This is a genomic window from Arthrobacter sp. ES3-54 (assembly GCF_029504395.1).
Lineage (GTDB): Bacteria > Actinomycetota > Actinomycetes > Actinomycetales > Micrococcaceae > Arthrobacter.
Genome location: NZ_JAQFIF010000002.1, coordinates 328782 through 346941, shown reverse-complemented (window position 1 = coordinate 346941; position 18160 = coordinate 328782). Strand labels below are relative to the sequence as shown.

Annotated in this window: 17 protein-coding genes and 1 pseudogene; 10 read left to right on the top strand and 8 right to left on the bottom strand. The window is 65.5% G+C overall.

The genetic code is table 11. The annotated features are described in order from the left end of the window. Positions 1-30: 30 nt before the first annotated feature. Complete coding sequence (locus M2428_RS04690; protein WP_277524181.1) at positions 31-918, top strand: helix-turn-helix transcriptional regulator; 888 nt, start codon at positions 31-33, stop codon at positions 916-918. Positions 919-1070: 152 nt separating this feature from the next. Here M2428_RS04690 and M2428_RS04685 read toward each other — a convergent pair whose 3' ends face one another. Beyond that, the gene (locus M2428_RS04685; protein ID WP_277524178.1) at positions 1071-1790 is read right to left on the bottom strand and encodes a TetR/AcrR family transcriptional regulator; all 720 of its coding nucleotides are present in this window, start codon (positions 1788-1790) and stop codon (positions 1071-1073) included. Positions 1791-1889: 99 nt separating this feature from the next. Here M2428_RS04685 and M2428_RS04680 point away from each other — a divergent pair, with 99 nt between their 5' ends. Next, complete coding sequence (locus tag M2428_RS04680) at positions 1890-3296, top strand: DUF4386 domain-containing protein (protein ID WP_277524176.1); 1407 nt, start codon at positions 1890-1892, stop codon at positions 3294-3296. Continuing rightward, complete coding sequence (locus M2428_RS04675; RefSeq protein ID WP_277524174.1) at positions 3293-4237, top strand: NAD-dependent epimerase/dehydratase family protein; 945 nt, start codon at positions 3293-3295, stop codon at positions 4235-4237. The genes M2428_RS04680 and M2428_RS04675 overlap by 4 nt, the downstream gene beginning before the upstream one ends. 137 nt (positions 4238-4374) lie before the next feature. On the opposite strand, the pseudogene M2428_RS04670 reads toward M2428_RS04675, so the two are convergent. From M2428_RS04670 to M2428_RS04655, 4 genes and pseudogenes are all read right to left on the bottom strand, one after another. Beyond that, a pseudogene (locus tag M2428_RS04670) lies at positions 4375-4711 on the bottom strand (hypothetical protein). 80 nt (positions 4712-4791) lie between these two features. Next, positions 4792-5148, bottom strand: coding sequence for a J domain-containing protein (locus tag M2428_RS04665; protein ID WP_277524173.1), 357 nt, complete (start codon positions 5146-5148; stop codon positions 4792-4794). Between the two features lie 193 nt (positions 5149-5341). Next, the gene (locus M2428_RS04660) at positions 5342-5770 is read right to left on the bottom strand and encodes an Hsp20 family protein (RefSeq protein ID WP_277524171.1); all 429 of its coding nucleotides are present in this window, start codon (positions 5768-5770) and stop codon (positions 5342-5344) included. A gap of 332 nt (positions 5771-6102) precedes the next feature. Continuing rightward, entirely contained in the window at positions 6103-6705 is a 603-nt protein-coding gene (locus tag M2428_RS04655; RefSeq protein WP_277524170.1) for a helix-turn-helix domain-containing protein, read from the bottom strand. A gap of 166 nt (positions 6706-6871) precedes the next feature. Here M2428_RS04655 and M2428_RS04650 point away from each other — a divergent pair, with 166 nt between their 5' ends. Further along, positions 6872-7945, top strand: a complete 1074-nt coding sequence (locus M2428_RS04650) for an alkene reductase (RefSeq protein WP_277524168.1) — start codon at positions 6872-6874, stop codon at positions 7943-7945. 74 nt (positions 7946-8019) lie between these two features. Then, entirely contained in the window at positions 8020-8733 is a 714-nt protein-coding gene (locus M2428_RS04645; RefSeq protein ID WP_277524166.1) for an SDR family oxidoreductase, read from the top strand. A gap of 328 nt (positions 8734-9061) precedes the next feature. Here M2428_RS04645 and M2428_RS04640 read toward each other — a convergent pair whose 3' ends face one another. Then, entirely contained in the window at positions 9062-9928 is an 867-nt protein-coding gene (locus M2428_RS04640; RefSeq protein ID WP_277524164.1) for an alpha/beta hydrolase, read from the bottom strand. A 48-nt stretch (positions 9929-9976) separates the two neighbouring features. After that, the gene (locus tag M2428_RS04635) at positions 9977-10975 is read right to left on the bottom strand and encodes an NADP-dependent oxidoreductase (RefSeq protein ID WP_277524161.1); all 999 of its coding nucleotides are present in this window, start codon (positions 10973-10975) and stop codon (positions 9977-9979) included. A gap of 711 nt (positions 10976-11686) precedes the next feature. On the opposite strand from M2428_RS04635, the gene M2428_RS04625 reads away from it, so the two are divergent. The 5 genes from M2428_RS04625 to M2428_RS04605 all read left to right on the top strand — a co-directional run bounded on the left by M2428_RS04625 (position 11687) and on the right by M2428_RS04605 (position 16675). Then, entirely contained in the window at positions 11687-14176 is a 2490-nt protein-coding gene (locus M2428_RS04625; protein ID WP_277524159.1) for an ATP-dependent Clp protease ATP-binding subunit, read from the top strand. A gap of 322 nt (positions 14177-14498) precedes the next feature. After that, positions 14499-14852, top strand: coding sequence for a hypothetical protein (locus tag M2428_RS04620; RefSeq protein WP_277524157.1), 354 nt, complete (start codon positions 14499-14501; stop codon positions 14850-14852). 367 nt (positions 14853-15219) lie between these two features. Continuing rightward, positions 15220-15432 (top strand): hypothetical protein, encoded by a 213-nt coding sequence (locus M2428_RS04615; RefSeq protein ID WP_277524156.1) that lies wholly within the window; start codon positions 15220-15222, stop codon positions 15430-15432. A gap of 627 nt (positions 15433-16059) precedes the next feature. Further along, a complete protein-coding gene (locus M2428_RS04610) occupies positions 16060-16518 on the top strand; it encodes a DUF6325 family protein (protein ID WP_277524154.1) in 459 nt (152 codons plus the stop codon). Between the two features lies 1 nt (position 16519). Next, a complete protein-coding gene (locus M2428_RS04605) occupies positions 16520-16675 on the top strand; it encodes a hypothetical protein (RefSeq protein WP_277524152.1) in 156 nt (51 codons plus the stop codon). 294 nt (positions 16676-16969) lie between these two features. Here the strand turns inward: M2428_RS04605 and M2428_RS04600 are convergent, their stop codons facing one another. Then, a complete protein-coding gene (locus M2428_RS04600) occupies positions 16970-17908 on the bottom strand; it encodes a formylglycine-generating enzyme family protein (RefSeq protein WP_277524151.1) in 939 nt (312 codons plus the stop codon). Positions 17909-18160: the final 252 nt, after the last annotated feature.

Sequence of the window (18160 nt, the reverse complement as noted above, 5' to 3'; positions counted from 1 at the left end):
CGTTCGACCCCGCCCATTTACCCTTGAAGCATGGATAACCGGGCTGAAGTGCGTGAGTTCCTGATGTCACGGCGCGCACGACTCACTCCAAATGAAGCCGGCATTACTCCGGGGCCGAATCGTCGAGTGGCCGGGCTGAGGCGCAGCGAAGTCGCGCTACTCGCCGACGTCAGCGTCGAGTACTACGCCAAGCTCGAGCGCGGTTCGATCGCGGGGGCGTCCTCGTCCGTGCTCGAATCCGTCGCCCGCGCACTCCGCCTTGATGACACCGAGCGTGCGCACTTGTTCGACCTGGCCCGGGCGGCAGATGGCATCCCCACCTCCGGTAGGCCCCGCAAACGCGCCACCACCCAAGCCGGGGCCCGCTTGAGCCTGCAGTGGGCGCTGGAAGCGATCACCGAGGGCGTCGCATTCATCCGCGACCCCTACCAGAACCTGCTCGCGACCAACGCCTTGGGGCGTGCCTTCTACTCGCCGGTTATCGGAGACAGTGGCCGCACCCCGAACCTCGCGCGGTTCCAATTTCTCGACCCGGCTTCGCGGGACTTCTACCCTGACTGGGAGCTGTTCAGCGAGATGTGCGTCGGCATCATGCGTGCCGAAGCGGGCCGGGACCCTCACGACCGCACAATGCAGGACCTCGTCGGAGAGCTCTCGACACGAAGCGAGACCTTCCGCGCCCTATGGGGCGCGCACAACGTACGCACCCATGGCTCCGGAACCAAACGCTTTCATCACCCCGTGGCCGGGGAACTTACCCTAGCGTACGAAGAACTCGCGGTCACCGCCGAGCCGGGGCTCGTGCTTATGGTTTACACCGCAGAGCCAGGTTCCCCCTCGGCGGAACGACTCCGCCTCCTCGCAAGCTGGGGAGCGAGCGAGCACACGCCCCCCGAAAGGCACCGAACCACGAGCTGACAAATGTTTCACCCGCTCTGGCCCCTGAAAGCACAAGGATTTTCTCTTCTCGAGCTATTTATGGGCAACACCCCTGGGGCAGGGGTATGCCCGGCCGGCGCCATTTAGCATTGCGAAGATACCGCCATTTAGCCCTGCGTAGGGCCATGCCGTTAGCCGGCAAATGCCTTGGATGTGTCTGCCTCTGAAATGGGCCCTGCAGTGATGCCGTCGAGCACTTTGCGGAGTCCCCATATGTATTGCTCGGTAGATATGTAGCCGGCCATTGTGCCTGCCGCGGCGGCGGACAGCGGGTGGGTTTCGGTCGGGATGGCCGAAAAGCCGGTTTGGCGTGCTGCTATCCGTTCTGCTTCCGGAGGCAACCTGTGTGTTTCTCCGGACTCCGCGACTTCCAGGGCTATCGAGCCGAAGACGTAAACGATCAGCAGATAGGCCGCCTTGGCAGCGTCCCCTGGCGTGAGGCCGGTATCCACGAGAATCCCCATGAGTCGCTCGTTCAGGGCGAGTGCGTGCGGGCCGTTCATGGGGCCGCCAATCGTCAGGTTGACCGCGCCCGGGTGCGCGGTGAGACGTTCCCGCAGCTCCAGGGCGAGAGCTTCAATTCGTTGGCGCCATGGCACGTCGCGGTCCGCGAAGACGGCATGGTCGACCTGTCCGAGCAGGTGCTCGACAATCGCCTGGACCACCGCGGCTTTGTCAGGAAAGTAGGTGTAGACCGCGTTCGGGGCGACGCCGACCCGCGCGGCGATGCCCCGGATCGATGCCGCCTTCATGCCGCCCTCATCCAGAAGGTTCAGAGTGGCCTCCAGGATCTCCTCCTCCGTGAGGGCGCGGCGGGGTCCGGGCCTGGATTTCCTGGCTGGTGACGTCATCTTTTCGGATCCTCTCTTGACAATTTGCTGTACGCCGTACAGTATTTGCACATCGTACACTAATTGTACGGCGTGCAACATTCTCTGAAAGACAGACATATGACAACCACTTACCCGGACAGGAACCTCCTACGGGTTACCGGCGGATTGTTCGTCCTGAGCGCCCTTACGTTCGCGGCAGCAGCTACGACCCTCTCGGTGACGTTTGACTGGCCGGACATCCTGCGGGAACCGGCCAGCGTTGTGCTGCCGGCCTTCGCTGCCGGCGGACCCACGTTGGTATGGACCTGGTTTGCGTTGGCCTGGACCTACGGGCTCCTTGCCGTACCGGTCCTGTTGCTGCCCGCAGCTCTCGGCCTCCGCGAAAATCCGGCCCTGCGGGTCGCCACCTACGTCGGTGCTGCTTCGGTGCTCCTGTCTCTGATCGGGTTCCTGCGCTGGGTGTTCGTCGTTCCGCCCCTGGCCGGCTCCTACGTGACGGGTGATGCAACGACACGTGCGGCGGTGGACGCCGCCTGGACAGCCCAGCACCAGTTCGGCGGGGCGCTGCTGGGAGAACACCTGGGCCAGCTGCTTATCATCGCGTGGTCAGTCACACTCAGCGTGATCATCCTGCGCAGCGGGATCCTCCCGCGCTGGCTCGGTGCCGCCGGGCTCCTCGTCAGCATCGTCTACCTACTGAATCAGGGCGACATCCTTGCCACCGCCGTTCCTGGATTCCCCGTCTGGGACCTGGCCGGCCTCCTCGGCAGCACGGGCTGGGGATTGTGGGTGGCCGCTCTGGGCGTTTGCATCCTGGTGCGCTCCGCCCGCCGCAGCTCCACAGCCACGACCCCCTCCGCTACTCCCTCCCCGTCAGCACCCACAGAACCCCGACAGTTCAACGACCGGGAAAAGGAATTGATCGCCATGAACCGCATCAAAGCATCCCGAACGACGTTCCTCCGCAGTTGGCTACTCTGGACCGCCGGATTCCTTGCGCTGCCGCTGGCCGGGTTCGCCGGAAGCGCGGTCATAGGACGCGTGGACGGCCCTCTGGCCGCCCTGGCCGGTGGAGCCATCGCCGGCCTCATCCTCGGTGCCGGCCAGACACTCACCAGCAGTCGCCGGCTGCAGGCACGAAAATGGATCCCCGCCACTACCATCGGCATGAGCGCAGGACTATTCCTCGGCGCCGCCGCCGTCAGCTACCGCACCTCCCTCGCCGATCTTGTCCTCATGGGCGCCATCAACGGACTCGTCCTCGGTTGCCACCAGGCCCTGGCGCTGCCCCGCCGGGCGCACCTGCGCTGGATCTGGGCCGCGGCCATGCCAGCGTTATGGGCCCTGGGGTGGACTGTCACCACCCTGGCCATGATTCAGGTCGGCCAGCAATTCATCGTCTTCGGCGCCAGCGGAGCAATCGTCGTCACCGCAATCGCCGGCCTCCTGCTCCAGATTCTCATACCCGTCCGGCCCGCCACGGAACATCGCCCGGAACAGCCTGCCGCGAAGGCAACAGCATGAGCGCGGGACTGCATGTCATCTTCGGCACCGGAGCCATAGGTCTCGCCACATTCGACGCCCTCCGGCGCCGCGGCCGAACCGTCCGGCTCGTGAACCGGTCAGGACAGGCACGCGTCCCCGACGGCGTCGAAGTCGCCGGCGGGGACGCCAGCGATCCCGCATTCGCCGCCGACGCAGCCCGCGGTGCCGCAGTCGTTTATCAGACCATGAACCCGCCGTACCCCGAGTGGGGCACGCAGTTCCCAGCCCTGCAGTCCGGTGTTCTCGCCGCCGCCGAAACCACCGGCGCCCGCCTGGTCAGCATGGAAAACGTCTACATGTACGGACGACCCGACGGACACCCGCTAACGGAAACCCGCGCAAACAACGCCCATACGAAGAAGGGCCAACTCAGGGCCAGGATGTCGCAAGAACTCCTCACGGCCCACGACGCCGGCCGCGTCCAGGTCGCCATCGGCCGCGCCTCCGACTACTTCGGCCCCCGCGGCGGTGCCCAATCCAACCTCGGCGACCGGGTCTTCCCCGCAGCCCTGGCCGGGAAAACCGCCAATGTGCTCGGCAACCCGGACCAGCCCCACACCTACACCTACATCCCTGACATCGGCGAAGGTCTCGCCGTGCTCGGCGAACACCCCGACGCCCCGGGAGAAATCTGGCACCTGCCCAACGACCCCGAAACCCGCACGACACGAGAACTCGTCGACATGATCTACAAACTTGCCGGCCAGCCCCGCGCCAGGCTCCGCGCCGTGCCGCCGCTGCTCCTGCGCGGCCTCAGCCTCATCAACCCCACTGTTCGTGAACTCCTGGAAATGCAGTACCAATTCGAGGAACCCTTCATCGTCGACAGCACAAAAATCGCTGACAAGCTCGGTCTCGAGGCAACCCCCATGCATGAGGCCCTCACCGAAACACTTCTGAGTTACAGACCTGATAAGTAGTGTGCAAGACCGGCACCCCGGGCGCCGATCGTCTGTGGATGCCCCATCCGGCGCCCACCTCCGGCGGCCCGCGGAGGGAAGCTGCCCCAGGATGGCTTCGTTCCCCGCCTGTACCTGAGAGTGGCGCGGTTCGTGGTCTAGGGCCGGGTGCCGTAGATGAATTCCTTCGCGTGATTGACGGCTACTCTGAAGGCATCGTTGCGGAGGGTGATCTGTTCGTCGGTATCCGTCGGGCTGGACTCGATGTACGTCGCGTGTCCGGGGTGCAGCCCGCAGATGTCCCCGGCGGGCGGGAGAAAACGCCGAAGGAGCGGTGCCGGGGCTCGTCGGCCCAGTTGGGGACTACGGCCACCGCGGCACCGGAGTCCGGGTTGATCCATTGCGCCCGGGGGAGGGGTTCGTGTACCTCGGGGTCCAGGAACGGGGCTGTTCCCTTGCCCCAGCGTTGTTCAAAGCGTTCGTAAACGCCGGCATCAGATGGGCATCGTACGGGCGCCAGGCGCTCGCGGCGCGGTTACCATTCCCGAATCGTGTGGTAAGCGGACGGCGGCGGTCTAGGGCTTGTTCACAGCGGTATCCACCACAGGATCTGCCGTCCAGGGCCCGGTGTCAAGGAGGTCAGGGCCGGAAGGACCGGGGTCCCGCTGCGGTGGCGGAGGCTCCGGCGGCGACTCCCGCCGTTGCCGGTCGTAGGCGGCCCGCTTGGCGGGGTCCCGGAGAACGGCGTAGGCATCCATGATCTTCTGCAGTTCCAGCGCCCAGGAGTTCGGATCTGCGCGCACGGCCTCGGCGGCGCGGGTGTCGGGATGAAGGGTCCGCATCAGCGACCGGTAGGCGCGTGCGACCTCGCGGGCCGTCGCCGCAGGACCCAGATGGAGAACCTCGTATGGATCCCGGCTGTGCTCTCTCATGGTCCAGGCTCCCGTCTGCTGTTCTGTTCCTGTCCGCGCCCGGAGCCGCGCCGGGGACCATCGGTGCGGGATGCACCGTCGGAGCCGTATTTCGGTGCGGAAGTGGCGCGGTGGCGTGGCTTCTCTGCATCGCCCTTACTATTCCGGCGGCCGGCAGAGTGCTCCCGTCCTGCGAGCCTGACCCTGGGGTGGGTCAGGCTGCGTTGATTTCCTGACGCTCGTTCTGCTCAGAGGTGATCTCGATGCGCCGTGGCTTTGCCCTTTCGGCCATCGGGATCCGCAACGTCAGTACCCCGGCGTCGTAGCTGGCCTTCACGGACTCAGTATCGAGCGCGTCGCCGAGGATGAGCTGGCGGCTGAAGACACCCCGGGGACGTTCGGCGGCGATCAGCTCCGTATTTTCACCCGTCAGGCCCTTGCGCTCTGCCCTGACCGTGAGGACATTGCGTTCGACGTCGATGTCCACCGAATCCACGGAGACTCCGGGCAGGTCTAACGCGACGACGAATTCTTCCCCCTCCTGCCACGCGTCCATGGGCATGGCCGCGGGGCGGGCCGTGGTGCCAAGGACCTGCTGGGCGAGCCGGTCGAGCTCGCGGAACGGGTCGGTACGCATCAGCATGGTCTATTCACTCCTTGCAGTCGATCCTGTCATTCCACCTCAGCCGATTATCTGTGGTGGCTGGCATAGATTTTTTATAGCACTGGTGTGAAACTGGAGCAAGGGGATTTTTGAGAATTTTTGAGGCACCAGCTGGGCGCGGTCCCTGGCCCTACGTTGGCCACGAGGTCGTTGACGAATGGCGCCTGCCGATCCACGACAGGCGGCCGGCGGAAATCCGGACGTCGGTGCGGGCAGCTGCTGTTCGCGCCGACCGCCCGGGCCGGCGTCGGAACGCCGCTCCGCCGAGGGCGCTTACGCCAGCAAGCGCCCGAAAGTTCTTGCCGACGGCGTCAGCGAGACAGCAGCACGCCGACCTGGGTCCGGATGTCCTGCACAATCTCGTCGATGCTCAATGCGGCGTTCACGCTTGCTGCCATGCTGAGGAACATGATGGCGGTGACGACGTGTGCCGTCGTTGCGGCATCGTGCGCACCGACCAGCGGGTGCCTGCCCAGGACGGCAGCGATGGCCTCCTCGGTCTGCGCGACGATGGAGAGGGCTTCAGCGTGTCGGGGCTCCGTGGGATCGCCGAAGACCATCTCCCGCAGGTATGTGCGTCCGTTGTCGACCTGGACGCGGTTGCATTCCACGATCGGCCGTACGATTGCCAGCACCGCATCGAGGACTCCAGGAATGGTTGCAGCATCAGCCCGACCTCGCTGAAGCGCTTCGGCGTAGTGGGCGTTCTGCACGAGCAGGAGCAGCTCGCCTTTGGTCTTGGCGTAAAGGAACAGAGTCCCGGTGCCGATGTCCGCTTTGTCGGCGATCTGCTGGGTCGTGACGTCCTCGATGCCGTGTGCGGCCAACAGTTCGCTGGCCGCGGCAGTGATGCGGTCCAGCTTTTGCTGCTTGTTCCGCTCGCGCCGTCCGACCGGCTGGGAGGCGAGAGACATGGTGAGTATCCTCCGGAATATATTCTGACTGCACTCAGTTATGAGTGTAGTCACTACTGTGTGGGTTTGAATTTTCTTCGTTCATTCTCCCACGCAAGGGCGGAGCCTGACGTCCGACCACGCGAGGTAGTGGCGCCGAAACCCCACGACGCAAAGGATCGCACGCATGACTTCCTCCCTCTGGCAGCCCTTCACTCTCGGCAGCGTGGAGCTGCCGCACCGGCTCGCGCTGGCCCCGCTGACCCGGAGCCGCGCGAACCCTGACGGCACCCCTGGCGAGCTGGCCGCGGAGTACTACGGCCAGCGCGCCTCACTTGGGCTGGTCATCACCGAGGGCACACAGCCGTCCGAGGATGGCCAGGGCTATCTGAACACCCCCGGCATCTACACTCCCGAACACGTCGGGGGATGGCGAAAGATCGCCGACACGGTGCATGCAGGCGGCGGAGCCCTGTTCATCCAACTGATGCACGTCGGCCGGATGTCGCACCCGGATAACACCCCGCACCACCGTCAGCCCGTTGGCCCGTCGGCGATCTCGGCCGAGCAGGACATGTTCACTCCAACGGGCCCGCAGGAGACCCCGGTGCCGCGTGAGCTGAGCGCCCACGACATCCAGGCCACCATCGCCGGGTTCCGCCACGCCGCAGCCTCCGCTATCGCAGCGGGAGCGGACGGCGTGGAGATCCACAGCGCGAACGGGTACCTGCTCCACCAGTTCCTCTCGCCGAACTCGAACCACCGCACGGACGAATACGGCGGATCGGTGGAGAATCGGTCCCGGTTCGTCGTCGCGGTCGCCCGCGCGGTGGCCGAGGAGATCGGGGCAGACCGGACCGGCATCCGCATTTCACCGGCGTTCCCGCTGGGCGGAATCAACGAAGGGGACCCCGCCGACGTCCGGACTCAGTACCTCCACCTGGTTGGCGAACTCGCCACCCTGAACCTTGCGTACCTGCACGTACACCACCTCGGTGACGACGAACTGCTGCGGTCCTTCCGCGACGCGTGGCCTGCGGCCATCCTCGTCGTCCGGTACGGGCGCGACCGCGAGCAGATCGCCGACGACATCAACGCCGGGCTCGCGGACATCGCGCCGCTGGGCCGCTTCGCCCTGGCGAACCCCGACATTGTCGAGCGCCTGCGCACCGGCGCGCCGCTGAACGAGCTGGACCCGGCCACTCTGTACGGCGGCGGCGCGGCCGGGTACACCGACTACCCCGCTCTGGCACACGCCTAATCGTCTGCCGCGGGCCGCACGCCACCGACATCACACACCCCCTACCCAGCAGAACCATCAGAAAGAAGAAACTCATGCCCTCACTCAACGGAGCTGTCGTCCTCATCACCGGAGCCAACGGCGGAATCGGCACGCAGTTCGTCCACGAAGCCCTCGCCAGGGGAGCTGCAAAGGTTTATGCCTCCGCCCGCACACCCCGCACTTGGAACGACGAGCGCATCGTTCCGCTCGCCTTGGACATCACCGACTCGGCCTCCATCCAGGCAGCGGTCGAGGCGGCACCGGATGTGACCGTGCTGATCAACAACGCCGGCGCGTCGGTCTCCAGCCCCGGGATCCTCACCCACACGGACGAGGAAATCCGCAGCAACGTCGAGACGAACTTCCTCGGTCCGCTCTTCGTAGCCCGCGCATTCGCTCCGGTCCTGTCAGCAAAGGACGAAGCAACGATCATCAACATCCACTCGGCCCTGAGCTGGTACGCCGTCGCCGGCATCTACAGCGCCACCAAAGCCGCCCTCTGGTCCGCGACTAACTCCCTCCGCCTCGAACTCGCTCCCGCCGACGTGCACGTCGTCGGCGTCCACGTCGCATACGTCGACACCGCGATGGCCGCGCACGCCACCGACCCGAAGCTCGACCCGGCCGTGCTGGTGCGCACCGTATTCGAGGCCATGGAGGCGGGGGAGTACGAGGTCCTCGCCGATGACACGTCTGTCCAGCTCAAGGCCGGACTCAGCGCACCCCTCGAAGCGGTCTACCCGCAGTTGGTGGACACGCACGCATAGGCGAACAACCGGCGCCACCGCGTTCACCAAAAGTGAGCGCGGTGGCACCACCCCTGTCAAAGGACGCCGCGGCCTACGATGCCCCAATATGAGCCGAAGGAACTGGCGGGTCAGCAGATCGAGCACGGCCGCGGGGCGCAAATATTTTACTCACTCGGCTGACGCGTTCGAAGTGCCTACTCCTCAGCTGACGCGTTCGGAGTGCCTACTGGAGCTGGCCAGCGCGACGCCGTCCCACGCCAATGGCTGTGCCCGCCCGTATTCACGGGCGGGCACAGCCACAGTGCCTCTCTGCTCTGTTGGCGGGATCTTGTCGGGTACGTGCTGGTCAGTGGGCGAGGAATTCTACGGCGACGGGGGAGAATCGGTCGTGGAACTGGAAGATGCCGCCGTGGCCCGAGTCGGGGTAGATGATCAGCTCGGATCCCTTGATGCGCCGGTGCAGGTCCTCGGACAGGATCGACGGCACCATGCGGTCGTTGTCGCCGTTGGCGATGAGGGTGGGGTGGGTGAGCTTCGACAGGTCCGACGGCGCGGAGCGGCCGAACTTCTGGATTGCCTTCAGCTGCGTCTGGAAGGCTTTGGTGCTGATCGGCTTGTCGCGGTCGACCGTGCGCTCCTGCAGGCGCTTGATGAACGCCTTCGCGGCCGGTTTGCCGGCCGTGTTGCGGTTAAAGAACAGGAACTCCTTCGGGTCCGCGCGCGTCAGGGCCGCGCGGACGATGTCCCAGTAGGTGGTGCCGACGACCTTGTCCATGTCCTTGCCGCCGCGCGGCCCGGTGCCGGCCAGCACGACCTTGCGGACCAGGTGGGGATGCTTGAGGACCAGGTCCTGGGCGATCATGCCGCCCATTGAGAAGGAGAAGACGTCGACCTGGTCGAACCCGAGGGCCTTGATGAAGGTGTAGGCGTCATCGGCCATTGCCTCGATGCTGTCGGGAACCTGCCCGGTGGAGGCGCCGACACCGCGCTGGTCGAAGGTGATGACGTGGCGGTTCTTCGCGATGGGGTTGATGATGCGGGGGTCCCAGTTGTCCAGGGTCGCGGCGAGGTGCACGAAGAATACGACGGGGATGCCGGCCTTGGGCCCCAGCTCGCGGTATGCGTAGGTAACGCCACCGGCGGTGATGGTGCGTGTGGCCGCCTCCGCGTACGAGGTGACGACAGAGCCGTTCGGGGTGGTGAAGCTGCTCATGCTGGTTGTCCTCCTAAGTGTTCTGTGAGGTGAATGGCTGCCGGCGGCTCAGGAGGGAAGGGTGACGACGGCTTTGCCGCGGAGGCCGCCCTTGGCCAGCGACTCGAGCGCCTGTGGGGTCTGGGCGAAGTCGAAGACCTGCCCCACGACCGGGCGCAGCACGCCGTCGTCAACCAGGGCGGTGATCTGGCGCAACTGGTCGCCGCTGGCACGCATGAAGAGGAATTCGTAGCTGACGCCGAGCTTCTTCGCCTGCCGCCGGATCCTGCTGCTGAGCCCCGCGATGGCCAGGCGCAGCACAGGGTTCAGAGCGGCTTTGCGCGCGAACGCCGGGTCCGGCGGACCGGCGATTCCGATCGCCTTCCCGCCGGGCCTCAGGATGCGCAGTGACTTCACGAGGTTCTCCCCGCCGAGGCTGTCGAGCACCAGATCGTACCCGGTGATGAACTGCTCGAAGTCCTGCGTGCGATAGTCGATCACCGTGTCCGCGCCGAGGTCGCGCACGAAGTCGGCATTGGAGGCACTTGCGGTGGTCGCGACGGTGGCGCCGAGGTGCTTGGCGAGTTGGATCGCGATCGACCCGACCCCGCCGGCCCCGGCGTGAATGAGAACTTTCTGCCCCGGCCGCACGCTGCCTTGCTCAACGAGGGCCTGCCACGCCGTAAGTGCAACCAGCGGTAGCGAGCCGGCCTCCTCCATGCTGATCGATGCAGGTTTCAGTGCCAGATCGGCCTCGGTGATGGCGATGCGCTCGGCGAACGTGCCGATGCGGTCTTTGTCGGGGCGGGCGTAGACCTCGTCACCGGGCTTGAATCCGCGCACCTTTGCCCCGACACGGATGACGGTGCCGGCGGCGTCGTTGCCGAGGACCTGCTGGAGCTTGTACGGGAGGATCTGCTTGAACTCACCCAGGCGGATCTTTTCGTCCAATTGGTTGAGGCCAGCTGCCTGGACCTGGACCAGCACATCGCGGTCGCCGACGGTCGGCTCAGGGACGTCTGCTGCGCGCAGCGGCTCCTTGTACTTGGTGACGACGAATGCCCTCATGGCGTGCTGCTCCTCTATGACGTGCGGTAGGCTAAAAATGAGCCTATTCAATTTTGAGTGCACTCAAAAATATTGTCAAGTAGGACCGTTAGGTGCGCGCGGTCATTTGAATGTTCCCGAAGACGGGGGATAGGGAGTTTCGGGTGCCCACCGATCCTGGGACGAGGATCAAGCACCGAGTCCTGCTGTTCGGGTACGACCTCCGAAACTATCAGCCCCGAGTCGGTGGTGGGCGCCGCACGGTACGGCTTCTCCCTCACGATCGCGATCATTGGCGGGGAAACAACACGCTTTGCACCCTTCGCGGGGCTGTTCCGGCGGGCCTGGCTGAGTTCGGCCAGCCCAAGCGCCCCGTCGGCGTTCATTCGCCCGGACACGTTGCCGCCACCGATGACCAAGCGATCGAAGAGTTCTGGCCCCACTACGAAACCGCGTTCGCTGAAGCCGCCAGGGTGCGAGGATTCAGGCCCCCGACGATGCAGAGCTTCCTCCGGGACATAGGCCCGGGGGCGCAGGAGTTCTTCGGCCAGTCCTTGGCGGCGGTGATCCGGGTGTGGTGAGGTCGGCGATGAATGCTTCCCAGGAGCGTTCGTTCCCGGGCGCTGACGTCAGCTGAATCCGGCTCTCTAATATCCTGCCTCCGGCGAACGCCCCAAGCGGGCCTGAGGCGACGTAGCATCAAGGTATGGGGGCAGCCAGGAGTGTGGCGAAATGTTTGAGAGATTTACGGACCGTGCCCGTCGCGTAGTTGTGCTTGCCCAAGAAGAGGCACGCATGCTGAACCACGGTTACATTGGTACCGAACACATCCTGTTGGGTCTGATCCATGAGGGTGAAGGTGTTGCCGCGAAAGCCCTTGAGTCCCTTGGCATTTCGCTCGACGGTGTCCGCGAGCAGGTCCAGGAGATCATCGGCCCGGGCCAGGAGTCGCCTTCCGGCCACATCCCCTTTACCCCTCGTGCCAAGAAGGTCCTGGAGCTCTCGCTGCGCGAGGCCCTGCAGCTGGGCCACAACTACATCGGTACCGAGCACATCCTCCTCGGCCTCATCCGGGAGGGCGAGGGCGTTGCCGCCCAGGTGCTCGTCAAGCTCGGCGCGGATCCGAGCCGGGTCCGCCAGCAGGTCATCCAGCTGCTCTCGGGTTACCAGGGCAAGGGGACCCCAGGCCCCGGCCAGGATCACGTTGAAGCGATTCCCTCTGGTTCCGTTGTTTTGGACCAGTTCGGCCGCAACCTGACCCAGGCGGCGCGCGAGAACAAGCTGGACCCGGTGATCGGCCGCGAGCAGGAAATGGAACGCGTCATGCAGGTCCTTTCCCGGCGCACCAAGAACAACCCCGTGCTGATCGGCGAGCCCGGCGTCGGCAAGACCGCCGTCGTTGAAGGCCTTGCCCAGGCGATCGTGCGTGGGGATGTCCCGGAGACCATCAAGGACAAGCAGCTGTACACCCTGGACCTGGGCTCCGTGGTGGCTGGCTCGCGTTACCGTGGTGACTTCGAGGAGCGCCTGAAGAAGGTCCTCAAGGAGATCCGCACCCGCGGGGACATTCTTTTGTTCATTGACGAGATCCAGACCCTGGTGGGTGCCGGTGCCGCCGAGGGTGCGATCGATGCGGCCTCGATCCTGAAGCCGTTGCTGGCCCGCGGCGAGCTGCAGACCATCGGTGCGACCACGCTGGACGAGTATCGCAAGCACATCGAGAAGGATGCCGCGCTGGAGCGCCGTTTCCAGCCGATCCAGGTCAAGGAACCCTCCGTGGCCGACGCGATCGAGATCCTCAAGGGCCTCCGGGACCGGTATGAGGCACACCACCGGGTCACCATCACCGACGGCGCGCTGGTCGCCGCCGCGAACCTCTCGGAGCGTTACATCTCGGACCGGTTCCTGCCGGACAAGGCGATCGATCTGATCGACGAGGCCGGCGCGCGGCTGCGCATCCGGCGCATGACCGCCCCGCCCGAGCTCAAGATCATGGACGAGAAAATCGCCGCCATGAAGCTGGAGAAGGAATCCGCGATCGACGCCTACGACTACGAGGGTGCCGCGTCACTGCGCGATGAGGAGCAGAAGCTCGCCGGCGAGCGTAAAGAGAAGGAACGCCAGTGGAAGGCGGGCGGCCTGGACGACATCTCCGAGGTCGATGAGGACCTCATCGCCGAGGTGCTGGCGAATGCCACCGGCATCCCGGTCTTCAAGCTGACCGAGGAAGAGTCCTCGCGCCTGCTGAAGATGGAAGACGAGCTGCACCAACGTGTGGTGGGCCAGGATGAGGCGATTAAGTCGGTTTCGCGATCGGTCCGGCGCACCCGTGCAGGCCTCAAGGACCCCAAGCGTCCGGGCGGCTCGTTCATCTTCGCCGGCCCCACCGGCGTCGGCAAGACCGAACTGGCCAAGGCCCTCGCCGAGTTCCTGTTCGGCGAAGAGGACGCGCTGATCACGCTGGACATGTCCGAGTACTCGGAGAAGCACACGGTCTCGCGGCTCTTCGGTGCCCCTCCGGGCTACGTGGGCTACGAGGAAGGCGGCCAGCTGACCGAGAAGGTCCGCCGTCGTCCGTTCTCCGTGGTCCTGTTCGATGAAGTGGAGAAGGCGCACGCCGATCTCTTCAACTCGCTGCTGCAGATCATGGAAGACGGCCGCCTGACCGATAGCCATGGCCGCGTGGTGGACTTCAAGAACACCGTGATCATCATGACCACGAACCTCGGCACCCGGGACATCTCCAAGAGCGTTGCCACCGGATTCCAGTCCGGCACGGACACGCAGACCGGCTACAACCGGATGCGCGCCAGGGTCACCGAGGAGCTCAAGCAGCACTTCCGCCCCGAGTTCCTGAACCGTGTTGACGATGTTGTGGTCTTCCCGCAGCTGACCCAGGACGAGATCATCGAGATCGTGGACATGTTCGTCGGCCGGCTCGAGAAGCGCCTCAAGGACAAGGACATGGGCATCGAGCTCACGTCCGCGGCCAAGGTGCTCCTGGCGACCCGCGGCTATGACCCCGCCATGGGTGCCCGGCCGCTGCGCCGCACCATCCAGCGCGAGATCGAGGACCAGCTCTCGGAGAAGATCCTCTTCGGCGAACTGCACTCCGGCGACATCGTGGTGGTGGATGTGGAAGGCGAAGGCGACGACGCGAAGTTCACCTTCGCCGGCAACGCCAAGCCGCGCATCCCGGACGCACTGCCCGCTGCAGGCTAAACGGAAACCGCCGCTGGCCAACGCCGGCGTGGGCTGAGGACCGGGGGCTGCTGAGGTAACTGCGCCGGAGAGCGAGGCATCTTCCGGATTCACTGGGGTGCTAGGAGAAATGAATCAACTAAGTCAGGGACAGCGGCAGGTCTCGAGAATCCCGGCCGGGAACAGACCGAGGAATTGAAGCAGCGTGATCGGCCGGCTGCTGCGGGTCGAGGACGAGCGGCACATATGCGTCAAGGGCACCTGATCCGTCGGCCGCGGCGGCGTAGTCGCGTGGGTCAAATGGGAGTAGATTTGCAGATGCCCACAGAACAAGGGAGTTTCCATGGGTGACGTGTGGATTCGTACCGCCGACCAGGGCCTGATTCGGGCCGCCAAAGTCACTGAAATTAGAACTTCTCGTGGATCGGTCCACGAGGAGAGGGGATATGCGGTAACGGTGGTCGCGGGAGGTAAGGCTTTCCATGTTATCGACGACAGCGAACTCGTGGGAGCACAGGCTGAAAGGCTTGACTATGCACGGCGGCTGCAGGATGCGTTGTTGCTGGCCATGGATACGGCCCGCGACGCCGAGGCGCCGATGGTGATTAGCTACGAGAAGGACAGGGAAGGTTGGATGCTTACACCGGCGTCTGATTTGGCCCGCGATTTCCCGCCCCTGAGCTACGCGAAGGACTAGCCATCCGAGGGCCAGTGCGAATTCCCCGGCCGCCGGTTGTGATCCCGACAGAGAAGAAGCGCCAGTCCGGCCGTGGCCGCAACCCCGCAACGCCGCAACGACGAGCCTGGCGACTGTGGCCACGGCCCGAACCGTCGCCGCGGTCAGCTCCGCTTGAGCCTGTTGACGGGAGGGAGGCTGTAGTTGGTGGCCAGGATCCCGAGGGCATCCATCGCGGGGGACCGGTCGGCCGGCTCGAGCAGCTTGGGAATACTGATGACAACAGGGCCGCCGTCGTCGGTGTCCGGTGAACTTTTGTGATTTCCGTTGTCGCCGAGCTTCCCTGGCCATCCTTCCTTATAAGGATGGCCGGTGGGACGATTCCAGTATGAGCGAGAAGAAGGCTGAGGCTCCGCGGGAGCATGGCCACGATCGGGAGGGTTACGTCAGTTCACCGACCACGCAGCAAATGCGCACCGTCGGCCAGCGCCGACGGGACGCCGAGGAGAAGCTGGAGCACCATCTGGAGAGGGCCCGGCACCAAGCTGATCTCCACGCCGAGGACGCCGCCAACCAGGAGGACATCGGGGGCGTTAGATAGCCGGGACGTAGCTGCTATCTAGAACGACGACAGGCTTACCGCAGCCGATCGGGTGGAACTGATCGCCAACCAGGTGGTTTCCGAGTCTGAGAACGTCGAGGGTGGGCGGCCAGATTTCTCTCGACAGGGTTGGGTGCCATGAGTAAATTTCAAAGTTGAGCCCGGTTGAGTGGAGATCGGAGCCAGCCTTGCCGGTCGCGTGCAGGACCGTCAGGATTCGCCGCCGTAGCCGAACGGCGGCACACACCCGGCTTGGGGAGCGGGGCCGCAATGCTCTGAACTGGCCAAATTTGGCGTGTGTACATTGTGCACACTTTGAATTAGACGAAATTGCTACGAGTTGCTGGCCTCACCCAATGCTGGCACGGAGGGGCGCCCGGCACACATCGTCTTCGACGAGTACGAGGACAACTGCCAGCGCATCGCCAACGCGTAGGCCACTGACCGCGCCGACCGACTCCGTTTCTGCACCACCCCAACCGCCAGATTAGATACACGACTCTCGTGTGGCCCGTGCGTGAGGTCACCCGGCGCGGATGAGGCGCCGCACCCCACCGGGGGCACAGGATGGAACTGCGGCGGTCCGTCGGATTGCCTTGTACCCAATGAGAAACGGAGGTCATCAGTATGGCTGAGACACTGGATGAACTAGGGCCGGTGGACTGGCTTGTCGTGGAGTTCCCCGGACCCGACTTCGGCAAGGGCCAGATCGCCCCGTTCCTGGAGGACCTGGTCAAGCGTGACCTCATCAGGGTGCTCGACATGGTGTTCCTGAGGAAAACCGACGATGGCACGCTCGAGACGGCCGAAATATCCGACCTCGACCCGAGCGAGCTCGGCGAGGTGCGCACGGCCGAGGCAGACCTGGCCATGGTGCTCTCTGAGCAGGACGTCATTGACCTGGCCGAGACGATCGAGCCCGGCCACTCCGCTGCGGTGCTCGTCTGGGAAAACCTGTGGGCGGCTCCGTTCGGCGCGGCCGTCCGCAAGGCCGGCGGCCAGCTCGTGGCCAGTGGCCGGATCCCGACCCAGGCCGTCATCGCCGCCTTCGAGGCCGACGCCGAAGAAGCAAAGGAAGGAGCCTGACATGCCACTGGCAGCACGACGCAGGCGCAGGACCGCCGCCGCCGTCGGCGGGGCCGTTGTCGTCGCCCACGGGATTAACCGGCGCGGCGACCGCCGTGACGACCGGCGGGACGACCGCGGCGACCGCCGGGACGACCGCGGCGACCGCCGCGACTGACACCACAGAGCCGGCTCCCGGCACCCGCAGGTGCGCATGACATTCTTGGGTCATGCGCACCCCAAACGACGCCCACTCCCCACCCGGGGAACCGTCTCAGGAGAACGAAAAGTATCGGCCGCCACGTCGCCGCCGTCCCCGGCAGCTTCCACAGCGCCAACTCGGCAGTATGCCACCGGCTTCTGAGACCGCCGCCGGCGCGGCCGTCGGGCCGGGCCGGCCCAGACGCAGGATCCAGATCCACCCGATCAGGGACACCACGGGTCCGCCAGGGCCTGCCTGGGATTTCCCAGATTACTGGTCCGCAGGCAGGGAACGTGCGCAGCGGAAGCCGATATGCGAGGTCGCCGTGTCCTCGGCCTGTGGGGAGCGCGCCGCCGGGCGGTAGCGCAGGCAGTACTCCGGAGCGCACAGGTGCGAGCCTCCCTTGAGTACGCGGCGCGGGACGCCGGACCCGGGTTCCGCGCTTTCGGCGGCCTTGTCCCGGTGCGGACTACATGCGCACCCGCTGACCCGGTCGTGGGTCCCTGTGTCGTGGCGGGCCGAATAGTAGCTTCTGGTCCATTCCCACACGTTTCCGATCATGTCGACGAGCCCGTACCCGTTCGGGGGGAACGTCCCGACCGGGGACGTTCCTTTCCACCCGTTCGCGCCTGTATGGAGGTAGGGGAAACGCCCCTGCCAAGTGTTGGCCCTGAGCACACCGTCCGGGCTGGCTTCGTTTCCCCACGCGTAGGTGAACGCGTCGGACAGTCCGCCCCTGGCCGCAAATTCCCACTCGGCTTCGTCGGGCAGCCGTTTGCCGGCCCAGCCCGCATAAGCACCAGCGTCCGCGAAGGACACCTGCACGACCGGGTGGTCCTCCCTGCCTTCGATTGAGGATCCGGGGCCCAGCGGCTGCTGCCAGCACGCGCCCGGAACCCAGCGCCACCACTGCCTCCAGTCGCCCAGATCCACCGGCCCGGGTGAAGGCGTGAAAACCAACCCGCCCGGGGCCAGGTCACGGGGCGAAAGGCCGGGATATTCCGCCGGGTCCAGCGGCCGTTCGGCCACTGTCAGGTAACCCGTTGCCGCAACAAACACGGCGAAATCCGCGTTGGTGACGGGACGCTCATCCAGCTCGAAGGCCCGCACGCGGACCCGGTGTGAGGGTCCCTCGTCGGCATAGAACGCGTCCGATCCCATCAGGAACTCACCGGCCGGAACACGCAGCATCGTCGGCGTTACGGGCATCCCGGGCGTTGTCCTTTCCGTTCCGCATGGGCCAGCTGCTCCGTCAGATGAGGACCCGGTTGCCGCGCGCCATGGCTTGAGCCGATGCTACCTGCTACCGCGGCATCGTTCCAGACACCGTCCGACGTCCACTGGGCCAGGTGTTCCTCGGACCTGGCCGTAACCGACCAGTCGATGCGCCGGGAGCCGTTCAGCGGGCCCGGCAGCGGAATCTCCCCCCGCATGGGCTTTCTCCGCCGACCCGGGGAGTGT

Excerpts from the sequence above, each read along its gene's own strand:
- M2428_RS04660 (WP_277524171.1), bottom strand. The coding sequence starts at position 5,770 with ATGCTGATGCGTACCGACCCGTTCCGCGAGCTCGACCGGCTCGCCCAG.
- M2428_RS04620 (WP_277524157.1), top strand. The coding sequence starts at position 14,499 with ATGGGTGACGTGTGGATTCGTACCGCCGACCAGGGCCTGATTCGGGCC.
- M2428_RS04655 (WP_277524170.1), bottom strand. The coding sequence starts at position 6,705 with ATGTCTCTCGCCTCCCAGCCGGTCGGACGGCGCGAGCGGAACAAGCAG.
- M2428_RS04680 (WP_277524176.1), top strand. The coding sequence starts at position 1,890 with ATGACAACCACTTACCCGGACAGGAACCTCCTACGGGTTACCGGCGGA.
- M2428_RS04650 (WP_277524168.1), top strand. The coding sequence starts at position 6,872 with ATGACTTCCTCCCTCTGGCAGCCCTTCACTCTCGGCAGCGTGGAGCTG.
- M2428_RS04685 (WP_277524178.1), bottom strand. The coding sequence starts at position 1,790 with ATGACGTCACCAGCCAGGAAATCCAGGCCCGGACCCCGCCGCGCCCTC.
- M2428_RS04690 (WP_277524181.1), top strand. The coding sequence starts at position 31 with ATGGATAACCGGGCTGAAGTGCGTGAGTTCCTGATGTCACGGCGCGCA.
- M2428_RS04615 (WP_277524156.1), top strand. The coding sequence starts at position 15,220 with ATGAGCGAGAAGAAGGCTGAGGCTCCGCGGGAGCATGGCCACGATCGG.
- M2428_RS04665 (WP_277524173.1), bottom strand. The coding sequence starts at position 5,148 with ATGAGAGAGCACAGCCGGGATCCATACGAGGTTCTCCATCTGGGTCCT.
- M2428_RS04625 (WP_277524159.1), top strand. The coding sequence starts at position 11,687 with ATGTTTGAGAGATTTACGGACCGTGCCCGTCGCGTAGTTGTGCTTGCC.
- M2428_RS04640 (WP_277524164.1), bottom strand. The coding sequence starts at position 9,928 with ATGAGCAGCTTCACCACCCCGAACGGCTCTGTCGTCACCTCGTACGCG.
- M2428_RS04675 (WP_277524174.1), top strand. The coding sequence starts at position 3,293 with ATGAGCGCGGGACTGCATGTCATCTTCGGCACCGGAGCCATAGGTCTC.
- M2428_RS04610 (WP_277524154.1), top strand. The coding sequence starts at position 16,060 with ATGGCTGAGACACTGGATGAACTAGGGCCGGTGGACTGGCTTGTCGTG.
- M2428_RS04635 (WP_277524161.1), bottom strand. The coding sequence starts at position 10,975 with ATGAGGGCATTCGTCGTCACCAAGTACAAGGAGCCGCTGCGCGCAGCA.
- M2428_RS04605 (WP_277524152.1), top strand. The coding sequence starts at position 16,520 with ATGCCACTGGCAGCACGACGCAGGCGCAGGACCGCCGCCGCCGTCGGC.
- M2428_RS04600 (WP_277524151.1), bottom strand. The coding sequence starts at position 17,908 with ATGCCCGTAACGCCGACGATGCTGCGTGTTCCGGCCGGTGAGTTCCTG.
- M2428_RS04645 (WP_277524166.1), top strand. The coding sequence starts at position 8,020 with ATGCCCTCACTCAACGGAGCTGTCGTCCTCATCACCGGAGCCAACGGC.